Below are 13868 nucleotides of genomic sequence, written 5' to 3'. Positions count from 1 at the left end.
TTTCATTCGTCTTTATTTCTTTTTGGGGAGACGCGGTGTGCTACGTTTCTACCCTTTTTCGCATTAATTCTTGTGAGACGCGGTGCGCCACGTTTCTGCCTATTTCGGCATTAATTCTTCTGAGACGCGGCACGCCACGTCTCTACCTGTTTTGTAATAATTCGATCAATCGCCGTTTGCCTCGCAAATACTGACTCCGCACACTGGATGGCTGTATCTTCAGGATTTGGGAGATTTCTTCCATATCATAGCCTTCAAACAGATAAAGCGACAACACCACACGGGCCTGGGCCGGTACTTTCTCCAACGCATTCCGGACGGAAGCGACCGTCAGCAGCGTCTGTTCTTCCTGCTCCCGGATCTCTTCCTCGTCGTCCGGCACATCCGGCAGTGTTTCTTCTATCAGTTCTTCTTCCGGCAACCGTCTGCGGACATAATCGATGGCTGTCCGTACGGCAATCCGACGAATCCACGCCTCAAAACAGAGTTCATCATGATATTGATCCAGCTTCTCGAACAGCTTCAGGAAAGTATCCTGCATTGCCTCTTCTGCTTCTTCCGAATGACCCACGATACGCAGGCAAATCGGATAAACCAGCGGAGCAAAACGGCGGTACATCGCCAGCTGTGACTGGCGATGCCGCTTCCGGCATCCGGCAATGAGTTCCTGAACTGAATCTTCCATATCTTTTCTGTTTTCTATCTATAAGACGAAGCCACAAAACCAAAGGTTGCAAAAACAGGTGACATTTTTGGGAATTATTTTTTCCAACGAGAAGAGCAGACACACAAAAAAAGGCGTGCCATTGCTGACACGCCTTTTCTATAATGTCGTCCATGCGGACTTAATTTCAATAAAAACACGCTTTCGCCCTCACGGGTTACTCGTTACATGATTTAAAATCATGTGCGTGTAAATTGTAATATATTCGTGTAAATATCAGGAGCTTGAGACTCCCGGTATATCATCGAGTCATTTATTTAACAACAACCTTGAAGCTTTCGCCGTCAACTGATACAACTACGATACCAGCCGGAGTAGCGATCTGAGCGTTATCTGAAGAAACTACTTCGTTAGCAACAACCTTACCAAGGATTGTAGATACGATTACGTTCTTGCCTTCAGCACCCTTAACTACTACTGCACCGTTTGTACCAGCTACTACTACGTTACCAGCAGCGATTGTTTCGTTCGCTGTAGGAGTACGAGATTCGTCTTCGTTCATGTTGTAGATATCAGCATTCTTGATATCGTCAACAACTACAACAACACCGTTCATCCACTTCAAGTAACCCGGAGTCTGAGTACCGTCTAATGAAGTTTCGATTACGAATGACTGATCTGCAGTATCTGCATAACGGAACTGGAATTTAGCGATATGGTTATCGTTGTTACCAATGAACTGTTTTTTACCGTTAACAATCAAAGAATCGTTACGATGAGTAGCCTGTACGAAACCTAATTTGTAGTAACCTTCGCTATTCTTAAACGGATTACCTACCTGATGCTTGTTAGCGTTATCCCAAGCCTTAGCTGAATCAACCAAGTTAACCAAGAAGCGACCTTCTGTCCAAGCCGGAACATCTACTGCATGTTCGCAATCATCTGAGTTACAAACATCACACCACTTACCTGCCGGGTGGATTGTCGGATCAACGATCAACATATACTGAGGTTTGTAAGTTTCATTGCGTACGTATGCTGTATCAGCGATCATAGCCGGAGCCATCTTCGTGAAGTCTGCAATATTTTCCATACCCAAGAAGTTTACAAATACATCATCTGCAATTTCTGTTGTCTTTTCATACAACAGAGACTTTTCATTGTAATTACGATAGATTGAAACTGTATCTACATTGTTAGCCAAACGACGGTAAACTTCAGATTCTGTTTCTTCGATTACAAACAAGTCATTTTCTGTTCTATCATACAGACTTGTATTAGCCAAAATACCTAATGTAGCATCACCTGCATACATCTTGTACCAGTCATAATGAGAATCATCAGTAGAAGTATGGAAAGTAAATTCCTGATATAAATCTTCATCTTCTTTACTTCCTGATACATACTCTTTCTCATTAAATGCCTCTTTGCACAAAGCGACCGGACGCAAGTTATACTTAGTGATAGAATTATTATCGTAACGAACGGCAAACTTTTGAGCAGCTTCATGAGCTTCTGCTAAACTAGCATATTTTTCCTTCTTATCATCTGTCTTATATACATCTGAATAATAACAGTCTTTTTCAGCACCAGTAACTGCACCGTACATCAGCGGTTCATTATATTGATTAACGAATGAATAAGTAACCACCTTTAATGTATCAGACTTATATTCTTGCTTTTTAGTCTTTGTATTATAGAAACCTAACTTACTAATTACATAAATAGAGTCTGTTGGATGATATTTATAAGTATGATCAGACTGTTCATCTTTCAGATTACGCTCTGCACTATATTTCTTCATATTGAAAACTAATGCATTATCACGTTCAGTTTCCAGACCAATTACATGGGCATTCGGATCTGTAGTATCTGCATGGTTTTCTGTTAAATATGCCTGAGAATCAAATACTGCAGAAGAGAATGCAATATGATATTGACGATTCAAGTCACTATCAGAGAAACGTTTGTAACCATCAGCCTCGTTTACTTCTGCAACCGGTTTGATTACATATGTTTCACCTGCATATTTGTAAGTATTCTCTTTATCAGTAGAATACATTGCATCAATTGAAATTTCAGCCCAAACCGAATTTCTAGTTTCACGATTTGTAAAGACATATTTACCAGTAATTTCATTTACAGTCAAAGCAAACTGACCTTCCAAATCATTACCATAAGAAGTAGTCCAGTCTGTTGTACCATATCGAGCAGTCAACTTACCTAATTTTGCAGTCTTATCTGTAGATGCAATCTTTTCTACTGTATAGAATTTAGCCTGCAAGAATTCTTTCCAATCAACCAAATTACCAGCTTGCAATGAAATATGGATTGGTTTCAATTCAAAGTTACCGTAACGATATATAGCTACTAATGTAGGAACATTCTTAATATCAGCTCGGCCTAATTCTGCATACGCATCAGTAGCAACACCTACATTATATGGATCAATGTTTACTTCCAACCAAGTAATTTCATCAAGAGCTGTTTCATCCTTATCCAAAGCAGCTTCATCTACTGATGCACGGAACTTGCCAAAGTAAATTTGTTCATCCTTTAGTTCACCATTATTTGCTCTTGCGATATTATGAAGCAATTCTTTTTCCGTAACAGTTGTGAAGTTGTACAAAGCTTGAGAAGACTGTTGACCTTCTACGTCATACTTCATTGCTACAATATAGTTACCCGCTTCATTTTTCAAATAGTATTCTTGAATCAAACCAAGGTTATCTTGATCCTCTGCCTTTTCAAATTTACTATTATTTATTAAAACCATCGGAGTCAAATGGCCTGAGAATGGATTACCTGCTAATTCAACAGTTGGCTCATTCTTTGCGTCCAAGCCATTGATTTCAACAGTGAAACCATCCTTTTCGTAATAGTTCAAAACATCTACTGAGACTGGAACACGAGTATTTGTTGCAACAAATGCTAAAACAGTTGCTTTCTCAATTGAATCAACTAATTTGAAATCCCCATCTTCAACAGCTAAATAACCTTTACCGCTCTTCAGTTTCAAAACAGCATCATCTCCTACTCGTAGCATTTCAAAGTCTGCTTCTCCACCAAATTCAACTTCCTTTCCAGTAGTATTATTAGTAAAAGTCCAAACTTGACGATCTTTATTATAAGCAGCTTTTAAGATTTGAGAGAAGTACCATATTCCGTCCTCAGCATTATTAAAATAATGAATCTTATAAGTTTTTCCATCAGCTACATAAGTTTCACCATCTTGAGTAAAGAAGTCTGTTGCTGTGTAATAATCTACTTCATGTAAGGTTGTAGGAATTGCATCAAAACCATCTAAAGAAGCTTCTTCCCAAGCATTTTTCCCATCTTCCTTTAATAATAATGTATAATTAGTATTATCACTTGAAGATGCTTGATTAGCTAAATATTTATTAGCTACTTTGAACAGATTTGATTCCACAGATGATAATTCTGCAAATTTGTTAGTAGAACCATCTCTATAATCAACTGTAAAATCATTAACACCGTCAACTGTAAATTCATCATTATTTAAATTAAACAATGAAATAGTACCATCTACGTTTTTGACAACTTTCCAAAGAATGTCTTCATTAACATTCGAAGTTAAAACGCCCTTTCCTAAAAAGAACTTACCTTCTGAATCCGGATAACCTGTAGCTGATGCACCATCGCCTTGATACTTATAAGCGGTACGAACGATTTTGTAGTACGTTCCATCTGCCAAGTCATTGATATTTTCTGCTGACAGATTAGAAAGTGCTCCACCAGCCAACAATAAGCTGGCCATAAGTGTAGAAAACTTTTTGTTCATAATAATAAAAATTAATATTAATAATAGAGTAATAATAAATTCTTCTTTTCTATAAGGCTTCCGAAAGTTCTAAAAACGGAAGCGGTGGCATTTCATTTTTAGCCACAATCAACAATGCAAAGGTAAATCCTTTTTTCATACCTGCAAATAAACCTACCTATTTTTTTATCAATTGTTTGGATTTCTTATCCACTGCCTATTTTCAGGCGACAAAACCCCGGGTTTGGATAACGAAGCCCCGTTTCGTCCGGGCAGTATGTGCCTGGATGTCCGGATGTATATAATATAAGGTATAGGGATCAGCTTTCTGCCATGCAATAAATCATTTCCGAAACTCACGAGGATTGAAATCGATTCCGGTGGGTTTCGGAAATGATTTTCGTTTATTTCTATGCGGGAGAATATATCTTGCAGGAAGGAACCAAAACAGTTATCTTTTCTCTCCTACTACACTTCCGGCCAGCCGGCAACACTCACACCGCCTGAAAGGCCTGGTCCAGGTCGGCTATCAGGTCTTCTGCATGTTCCAGACCTATAGAAAGGCGGATGGTGCCCGGATAAATCTGCTGTTCCTGCAATTCCTTTTCGGTCAGCTGGGCATGCGTGGTCGTGGCCGGATGAATGACAAGCGACTTGGCATCAGCTACGTTGGCCAACAAAGAGAATATGCGGAGATGATCGATCAGGCGATGCGCCTCGCTGATTCCGCCATTGATTTCGAAGGTAAAGACAGAACCGCCTCCCTGTGGAAAATAGCGCGTGTACAAAGCATGATCCGGATGAGCGGGCAAAGACGGATGATTCACCCGTTTTACTTTCGGGTGTTGAGCGAGGTAGCCGACGATCTTCCGGGTATTTTCAGCATGCCTTTCCACACGCAGGGAAAGCGTTTCCAATCCCTGCAACACCAGGAAGGCGTTAAAAGGACTGATAGCCGCTCCCGTATCCCGCAGCAATACCGCCCGGATTCTGGTCAGATAGGCGGCCGGTCCGGCTGCTTCCGAGAAACGAAGTCCGTGATAAGCCTGATCAGGCTCTGTCAGCTGAGGAAATTTTCCCGAACGGGGCCAGTCGAATTTTCCGGAATCAATGATGACGCCACCCAAGGAAGTTCCGTGGCCGCCAATGAATTTCGTAGCCGAATGCACCACGATGTCGGCTCCGTATTCTATCGGACGGATCAGGAAAGGCGTGCCGAACGTATTATCGACAATCAGGGGAATTCCATGCTGATGGGCAATACGGGCCACTACCTCCAGATCAATCAGATTGGAATTCGGGTTACCCAATGTTTCGACAAAGATGGCTTTCGTATGTTCCTGTATGGCCTCTTCGAAGTGCCGTGGCTCAGACGGATCCACAAATGTCGTATGAATGCCATAGTCGGGAAGCGTATGTTCCAGCAAGTTGTATGTACCGCCATAAAGCGTCCTGGCAGCCACCAGATGATCACCACTGCGGGCAATGTTCAGAAAGGCATAAGTAATGGCGGCGGCACCCGAAGCCACGGCCAGAGCGGCTATGCCTCCTTCCAGTGCTGCCATACGCTGTTCGAAGACGTCTTGCGTCGGATTTCCCAACCGGCCATAAATAGGTCCGGAATCACGGAGGTCAAAGCGGGCCGCAGCCTGGGCTGAATCCGCAAAGACATAAGAAGTAGTCTGATAAATCGGAACAGCTCTCGCCCCAGTGGCGGAGTCTGCTTTTTCTTGTCCGGCATGAAGCTGCAATGTCTCAAAGTGTAATTTCTGTGTTGCCATATTCGTATCTTCTTTTGGTTTGACTTCGTATATTTTTCTGAGACAAAGCTACGATATGCAGTTATTTCAGCCAATATTCATCTAAAATATAGAATATTTCACTATTTATATCACAGAAAATAGAACAGATACACTAAATTTGCCGGTCAGAAAGAGATAAAACAGAATAATCACCCTATGAGCCCCAACGAGAAGTTAGATAAAGTAGACTTGCAGATTCTCCGTATTCTGCAAGAAAATTCCCGGCTGACGACCAAAGAACTGGCCGCTAAAGTTAGTCTGTCGTCCACACCTGTATTCGAACGACTGAAAAGGCTGGAAACGAACGGCTATATCAAGAAGTACATCGCCATACTGGATGCCGATAAATTGAATCAGGGTTTTATGGTCTTCTGTAAAGTCAAGCTACAACGGGTAAATTACGACATTGCCACCGAATTTGCCCGGATCATCGCCGATATTCCGGAAGTCACCGAATGCTACAACATATCGGGCAGTTTCGATTACCTGCTGAAGATTCATGCTCCCGACATGAAATACTACCAGAGTTTCATCTTGAATGTGTTGGGCCGTATCGAATATCTGGCTTCCCTCGAAAGTGTTTTCGTCATGGATGTCATCAAACATGAATATAATGTGCACATATGATGGGAAACAACAGTGTTTCTTCCCAAAAATCGCTCTTAACTTTATTCACAAGAGCAATTATAAAATTAATTATATATCAGCCTTTTAGCTGACAAAGGCAAGGTTTATCATTTCATTCCGCTCTTAAATCGCTCTTAAATTGCTCTTAAATATGATCATTTTACGAGTGTCCACTCAGACTTATTTCCTAAAGTTACATTCATAATCAGTCCTTTTTTTCTTAAGCGAGTCAACAGGTTTCCTATCTTATTCTTCTTTTGGCCGTCAGAAAGCTGATCTGATAATGCATTCCAAAGTAAGACATCTATATCCTGTCTTGTCAATACATTGTGATCGGCTAACGCATCCAAAAGCAAACTTTCACAGGATTTCTCTGTAAGTCCCTTATGCTTTGAATATTCTGCTTTTGTATGTGTATTCTGTGCAATTGTTTTGGCTATGTACACATGAGGTTTACGTCCCTCCACAAAATGCTTTTTCCGCAATAAGTCAATTGCAGAATCACTAATACGCTTGCCTTTCTGTAAATTATCCAATAAAATTGCTTCTGTCAAATTTACTTCATTATTTGACATTAGCAACAGACTATAATTAGTGTCTATCACAATACCCGGCAGATGAAGAACTACCTGCGACTCCGTACTCCCATCATAATCAGGCATAGGCAAAAAGCGCTCCTTCTGCCGTAAGAACAAATTGTGTATTCCATAACCTTGCGAATCTATCATCTTCACATTTACCATAGCTTTCATCAAAGCCGGATTGCGGTAACGCTTGGGTGTCTTCTCTCCCAAGACGTATTGATTGTAATCTCCATCAAAAAAACTACCTGCATTTTCAAATGTAAGTTTTTCTTTATCTTCCGTCACTCTAATACGTTCATCAAGGGCATAATCCTGATGTGCCACACAATTATGCATCGCTTCAAGGATACTACGTGCATCATATTTCCAGACTTCGGCAGGAATTAAAGAGTTCATAGGATATATCTTGAAACGATAATTACGAATACGTTTCAAAACTTCACTGGTGGATCTGATAAATGGAATCGTAAATGTATCTCCAAACGTTTCTCCATCCTGATGACACTTCCATACAATTTCTGCAATATGCGGTATCTTATGCGCCTTTTCCCGCTTGCCAACCAATAACATCGTAGTACGTGTTATCTGACCATCTAAGGTTAAACAGGCTTTATCAAGAAAGATTTCATCACTCCACTGCGACAATTGCTCTTCATACTGAGGATAACGCTCTTTATATCCTTCTCGTGCTATTTGTATGGCTTCCGGGTCCAGATCGTTTATAGTCGCATCTTCCACTAATTGAGCAGTCCAATCATAACGTGAAGAATAGATTTCGCGCATCCATTCCGGGTATTTTGACAACTCTGTCACATGACTATCCACACGAACATAAGGTTTATTGTAAAAAGTAGTCGGCTCACCTGCAGCTGCAGGTATCTTTAAACGGACTACCCGTTTATCTCCTTCATAATAAAACTCTTCAAACATAAATGGAATATGCGGGAATATGAGTTGACGAAGATACATTTCCAAAGCCTGATTACCTTTAGCTTTAATTGCGGAGACATTAAATTTAGTACCTTTCACCTCGAGTGTTGAATCGTCTATTCCAAAATAAAGGTAGGCAAAATCCTGATGATCAAGGCAGGCACCATTTGATAAAGCAGAGATATATTGTCCTAATTTGTCTGCTTCCTGATAATTTGATTTAAACTCTAATGAGCGGTTTTCTTTTTGTACTTCACATATTTGCTTCTTAAGGAGTTCTGTATATTTATTGTCTTTATTCATAAATTATGTATGATGTACAAGTATATAGTTCTTTTGCAAAAATAGGACTTTTTTTAATTTTCAGTAGTGGTTTGTAATCTTTTCCTTACGGAGGATCTATTTCAGTGTTTTCTAATGTATTTATACGTATTGATGAAGGAATAATCTTGAAGGCATGTCAATGTTAATCTGGCATGCCCTCAAGAGGAAATACCCGTATTTCTTCCTCCTCATTAAAAAAGGATAGGAAATACCGGTATTGTTTTATTTACTCTCCGGATTCTTACTGAAGATGGCGTGAATCCGTTTCATGTCGAACTTCGGAGTACGGTCGTAGTAATAGATACCGTTCTGTTCCTGTTCTACGTCTGTCAGCTGAGTGTAGCAATAACCCCAGACATGATCTGACAACGACAGGACGGTGTTTACCAGGCCTTCCAGACGGGCATAGAATTCTTCCAGTGAATGAGGCGGTTCGCCATAGCCCCAAGAAGTATTCTGGGCGCTTTCCATCTGCTGTGACGGATTCCACTTGATACCTCCGAATTCATCAATCAGGTAAGGCATATCGTGCTTATACTGTGGGAATGTATACTGATAGGTATATTTCAATCCGTTATATCCGATGTTCTTCGGCATCAGCTGGATTTCCCATTTGGGCGCTTCCATCAGCTTGCCGTCGTTGTACAGCAGTTCCTTCAGCTTGGCCGGATCCTGTTCATAATTATGTACTGTCCAGATATCGGTAGCGATATGAGAACCGCCGCTGGTTCCGTGGAAAGGACGAGTCGGATCGATGACTTTCGTCAGCTTGTACAGATCCTGCATCAGACGAGGATACTGAACACGGTCGGGCCAGAACTCTTCATTGGTTGGTGTCCAGATCAAGATAGACGGATGATTTCGGTCGCGTTCCACGATTTCTGTCCATTCGGTGATGAAGTTACGGGCAGTTTCGATGTCATTGCAATCCATTCCCCAGCTTGAAGCTTCTCCCCAAGTCAGGTAACCCAATTTGTCGGCCCAGTAATAGAAGCGTTCTTCAAATACTTTCTGGTGCAGACGGGCGCCGTTGAAACCGGCTTCCATCGAAAGCTGGATATCTTTCTTCAGGGCTTCGTCGCTCGGAGCCGTCCAGATGCCGTCGGGATAGAATCCCTGGTCGAGTACCAGACGCTGATAGTACGGCTGGTTGTTCAGGTAAATCTTATTGCCTTCGATGTGTACTTTCCGCATACCGGCATACGATTTGACCTCGTCTACCACATTTCCGGCCTTGTCGATCACCCGGAATTCTACGTCATAGAGGAACGGATTTTCCGGACTCCAGGTCTTCATCTTCTTGACCGGCAGGATAACGGTTGATAAAGCGTTGGCAGCGACAGTTTCTTTGGATACGACCTTTCCGTTGTCTTTCAGGGTAACTTCCAGCTTACCACCCAGCTCCTTGTAGAAACGCGGACGGATGATCAGCTGCTGCTGGTCGATGTCCGGAATCATCTGGACAGACTGTAATCCTTCGGGATGAACGGCTTCCAGCCAGACTGTCTGCCAAATACCGGTGGTACGGGTGTAGTTACAGCCATACGACGCGAACTGCAGGTTCTGTTTCCCGCTGGGCTGATGTGTGCTGCGTACGTCGCTCTCCACATAAACCACTAAGTTGTGTGTCTGACCGGCCTTGACATACGGTGTAATATCTACCTGGAAGGAAGAAGTTCCACCGAAATGGCGGGCTGCAAAGACACCGTCGATGTAGATTTCCGATTTATAATAAACAGCACCGAAGTGCAGCAGTACCTGCTTGTCGGCCCAGTCCTGCGGAATGGAGATGGTCCGGTGATACCACATGTGGTTGATAAAGTCCTTGTACTCTACACCGGATAATTTACTCTCCGGACAGAAAGGAACCGTGATCTTCTGGTCGAATCCGGTTGACTTGAACCATTCGCGTTCGAGGCCGGAACCGCTGAAGTCGAATGAATAGGTCCATTCTCCGTTGAGGTTGATCCACGCGTTACGTTCGAACTGCGGACGCGGATATTCGGCTCTCGGTATCGCAAAGGCCGTTATCCAGCACAATAACATGAAAAACGATAGAGTTGTAATTCGTTTCATACACTTGATTATTTAGTTAAACATTTATTTTCTGACGAGGGGAACACGTTGCATCCAGGTCAAGGTGCGCCACAGCCATTCCATCGGTCCGTAATAGAAGCGCTTGATCCACCAGTTGCTGTACAGAATCTGTACCAGACAGAACAGCAGACCGACACAGAGGCTCTGCAGGTAGTTGCACTGCACGGCCAGGTTGGCTCCGAAACCATAGAACAGACAGACACCGACCATCGACTGCGCCATGTAGTTGGTGACACTCATCCGTCCGACCGGCGCAATGCGGTCGAGCCCTTTCTTCCATCCATGGTTGTAATACAGCAAGGTGAAGCCACAGATGTACAGCATCATCATACCCAGGTTGGCGAAGGTCTTGAACAAGGTCGTTCCGACCGACAGGGCAAAACCGGTCACACCGAGTGCCGGCAGCAGCCAGACAATCAGGTAAAAGACAACAAACCATGCCAGGCTGTAAGGCAGCATCAGGCGGCTGTAACGGACCATCTTCTCTTCGCTCTTGTGTATTTCCATCCGTCCGACCAGCATGCCGGCGATGAACAGACCCAGCAACTGCAGGTAACGGTAATTGTTGATGGTCCATAACCATTTGGCCACTTCTCCGTTCCATACATTGAAAGCCAGCACATCCTTGAACGAGCCTTCGGCATAGATACCGGCACACGTAGCATAGAGCTGATTCATATACACATTCAGGTACGAAGGTTCGTTCAGCGTCGGATTACCCAACAGGGTAACAAAGCTGACAATCGCCGGAATCTGCAGGAAGAGCAGGATCATCACCACGACCAAGTATTTGGTCGGCACTTTGTACAGCGGAACCAGGAACAGTCCCAATACGGCATAGATAATGAAGAACTCGCCCATATAGATGAGGCCGTTGATGTAGCCGAAGAGAAAGAGCAGGACCAGCCGCCAGACAAAGCGGGCGCGGAAGTCATTCCCCTTGGCTGCCTGCGAGTCCATCTGCATATAGAAACTCAGACCGAACAGAAAAGAGAAAATGGCATACGACTTGCCGGCAAAGAGGAAATACATGGCTTCATAAACGAATGTATCCACCCGTTGCCAGAAAGGTGATGCCACTTCCGGGATGATTGTCAGGTCAAACCGCTCCATGCAATGCAGCAGCATGATCCCGATCAACGCAAAACCACGAAGCGCATCAATCGAGTTAATGCGCTTCTTTGGTACGATTGTCGTCATAGGCTGTGTTTATTCTGACAGCGACTGGATAACAGCCTCATTGGCGGCCTTTACTTTCGCTTCATTAATCTTGATTACCTTACGGTCGTAGGTCATCAGACCGTTTACTTCGCCTTCCACATCGGTGGTCTGGGTATAAACCGCAGCCGAGAATCCGCGTTTCACGAAGTCTTTCAGCTCGTTGGCATACTTCACGTATTCGGCTGTCACGGCTTCACCGTCTTTAAACTGGATGTAACCCCAGTTCCGTTTGTTCCACCACAGGTGGTTTTCCAACGGAAGGCCGATACCGCCATATTCACCCAATACATTGACACGCTGTGGGTCAGACAAGAACATATCCGGTCCCGGATAATTATGCAGGTCTAAGATGTCACCGCAAGGACGATGGTTACCGCCACTGGCCGGATTGACCAGACGAGACGGATCGTATGCTTCTGTCCAGGCTACTACCTTTTCGGTATCAAACTGTCCCCAGGCTTCGTTGAACGGAACCCAGACAACAACCGACGGATTCGACATGCACAGATCCATGATTTCCTTCCATTCCTGGTAGTAGTTGGCTACCGATTCCGGTGTACGCTGTTTGTCGGTTCCACCATTGTAAGTATGAGGTGCCCAACTGTTGCCCATGTCGCCGCTCGGCATATCCTGCCATACCAGGATGCCTTCCTTGTCGCAATGATAGTACCAGCGGGCCGGTTCTACCTTCACGTGCTTACGGATCATGTTGAAACCCCAGTCTTTGGTCTTCTTGATGTCGAACAACAGGGCTTCATCAGTTGGAGCAGTATATAAACCATCCGGCCACCAGCCCTGATCCAACGGACCATACTGGAAGAGCGGTTTATCATTCAGATACATGCGTTTGATACCGGATTTGTCTTTTCCAACCGAGATTTTACGGAAGGCAGTATATGATTTCACCTGATCAACGGCTTTTCCTTTCTGCAGCAGCGTAACCTGCATGTCGTACAGATACGGATTAGACGGACTCCACAAGGTCGGATTATTGACGCCCAAACGGATTTCCTGTCCCTGGATTCCCTTGCCAGTCGCTACTACCTGGCCTTTATCCAATAACTTCACTTCCACGATCGAGGAAGCACAGGCCGATGTACCAACGGTTACATTCATCACCTTCGCATCTACATTCGGAATGGCCTTGATGCTGGTGATATGGTTTTCGGCTACCGGTTCCAACCAGACGGTCTGCCAGATGCCTGTTACCGGCGTGTACCAGATACCTTCCGGATTGGATGTCTGTTTTCCTCTCGGCTGATAGCCTTTGTCGCTCGGGTCCCATACACGGACCACTAACTTCTGCGCGCCCGAGCCTTGCAGATACGGGGTGATATTGAACGAGAACGGTGTGTAACCGCCTTTGTGCGAACCGATCAACACGTCGTTGACGAACACTTCGGCTTTCCAGTCTACCGCACCAAAGTTGAGGACGATATCTTTTCCCTTCCATTTCGAAGGAACGGTAAATGTGCGTTTATACCAGAGTTCATTCTTGTCGCCTACTTCCTTCTGTACGCCCGACAACGAAGATTCAACGGCAAAAGGAACCAGGATATTTCCCTGGAACTGCCCAGGTTCTGCCTGTCCGGCAGGCTGAATGGCATATTCCCATTCACCGTTCAGGTTCATCCAGTCGGCACGCTCCAGTTGCGGACGCGGGTATTCCGGCAATACAGACTCAGGGTTAACTTGTTCGGCCCACTGCGTCTTGATCTTGTCTCCGGCAGGCTTCCATTGTGCCTGCGCACAGAGTGCCCATGCCAAGGCACAACATACAAATAAGGTCTTCTTCATAAATATAAACTTAAATATAACAATGAATAATTCTGTTTTAT

General features: G+C 43.9%; 8 protein-coding genes. 1 reads left to right on the top strand and 7 read right to left on the bottom strand.

Annotated elements, in window-relative coordinates; genetic code table 11:
* Positions 1-142 precede the first annotated feature (142 nt).
* From NEE14_RS13075 to NEE14_RS13065, 3 genes are all read right to left on the bottom strand, one after another.
* Positions 143-685, bottom strand: coding sequence for an RNA polymerase sigma factor (locus tag NEE14_RS13075; RefSeq protein ID WP_251966986.1), 543 nt, complete (start codon positions 683-685; stop codon positions 143-145).
* A gap of 292 nt (positions 686-977) precedes the next feature.
* On the bottom strand, positions 978-4466 hold the full coding sequence (locus NEE14_RS13070; RefSeq protein WP_251966987.1) for a DUF6383 domain-containing protein: 3489 nt from the start codon (positions 4464-4466) through the stop codon (positions 978-980).
* Positions 4467-4939: 473 nt separating this feature from the next.
* Positions 4940-6226 carry an O-acetylhomoserine aminocarboxypropyltransferase/cysteine synthase family protein gene (locus NEE14_RS13065; RefSeq protein WP_251966988.1) on the bottom strand — a complete coding sequence of 429 codons (1287 nt, stop codon included), beginning with the start codon at positions 6224-6226 and terminating at the stop codon, positions 4940-4942.
* Positions 6227-6403: 177 nt separating this feature from the next.
* Here NEE14_RS13065 and NEE14_RS13060 point away from each other — a divergent pair, with 177 nt between their 5' ends.
* Positions 6404-6874: an Lrp/AsnC family transcriptional regulator gene (locus NEE14_RS13060; RefSeq protein ID WP_251966989.1), complete on the top strand. Its 471-nt coding sequence runs from the start codon at positions 6404-6406 to the stop codon at positions 6872-6874.
* Between the two features lie 155 nt (positions 6875-7029).
* Here the strand turns inward: NEE14_RS13060 and NEE14_RS13055 are convergent, their stop codons facing one another.
* The 4 genes from NEE14_RS13055 to NEE14_RS13040 form a co-directional block, all read right to left on the bottom strand.
* Positions 7030-8691 (bottom strand): RNA-binding domain-containing protein, encoded by a 1662-nt coding sequence (locus NEE14_RS13055; protein WP_251966990.1) that lies wholly within the window; start codon positions 8689-8691, stop codon positions 7030-7032.
* Between the two features lie 243 nt (positions 8692-8934).
* On the bottom strand, positions 8935-10788 hold the full coding sequence (locus NEE14_RS13050; protein ID WP_251966991.1) for a sugar-binding domain-containing protein: 1854 nt from the start codon (positions 10786-10788) through the stop codon (positions 8935-8937).
* A gap of 24 nt (positions 10789-10812) precedes the next feature.
* Positions 10813-12009, bottom strand: a complete 1197-nt coding sequence (locus NEE14_RS13045) for a DUF418 domain-containing protein (protein ID WP_251966992.1) — start codon at positions 12007-12009, stop codon at positions 10813-10815.
* 9 nt (positions 12010-12018) lie between these two features.
* Positions 12019-13827 (bottom strand): glycoside hydrolase family 2 protein, encoded by a 1809-nt coding sequence (locus NEE14_RS13040; RefSeq protein ID WP_251966993.1) that lies wholly within the window; start codon positions 13825-13827, stop codon positions 12019-12021.
* Positions 13828-13868: the final 41 nt, after the last annotated feature.

The organism is Parabacteroides sp. AD58 (assembly GCF_023744375.2).
GTDB classification, from domain to species: Bacteria; Bacteroidota; Bacteroidia; order Bacteroidales; family Tannerellaceae; genus Parabacteroides; species Parabacteroides absconsus.
The sequence above is the reverse complement of the archived record's forward strand: the minus strand, read 5'-3'. Positions and strand labels throughout refer to the sequence as shown.

Bases quoted from the DNA above. Each gene is read 5' to 3' on its own strand.
- NEE14_RS13075 (WP_251966986.1), bottom strand. From the start codon at position 685: ATGGAAGATTCAGTTCAGGAACTCATTGCCGGATGCCGGAAGCGGCAT.
- NEE14_RS13070 (WP_251966987.1), bottom strand. From the start codon at position 4,466: ATGAACAAAAAGTTTTCTACACTTATGGCCAGCTTATTGTTGGCTGGT.
- NEE14_RS13065 (WP_251966988.1), bottom strand. From the start codon at position 6,226: ATGGCAACACAGAAATTACACTTTGAGACATTGCAGCTTCATGCCGGA.
- NEE14_RS13060 (WP_251966989.1), top strand. From the start codon at position 6,404: ATGAGCCCCAACGAGAAGTTAGATAAAGTAGACTTGCAGATTCTCCGT.
- NEE14_RS13055 (WP_251966990.1), bottom strand. From the start codon at position 8,691: ATGAATAAAGACAATAAATATACAGAACTCCTTAAGAAGCAAATATGT.
- NEE14_RS13050 (WP_251966991.1), bottom strand. From the start codon at position 10,788: ATGAAACGAATTACAACTCTATCGTTTTTCATGTTATTGTGCTGGATA.
- NEE14_RS13045 (WP_251966992.1), bottom strand. From the start codon at position 12,009: ATGACGACAATCGTACCAAAGAAGCGCATTAACTCGATTGATGCGCTT.
- NEE14_RS13040 (WP_251966993.1), bottom strand. From the start codon at position 13,827: ATGAAGAAGACCTTATTTGTATGTTGTGCCTTGGCATGGGCACTCTGT.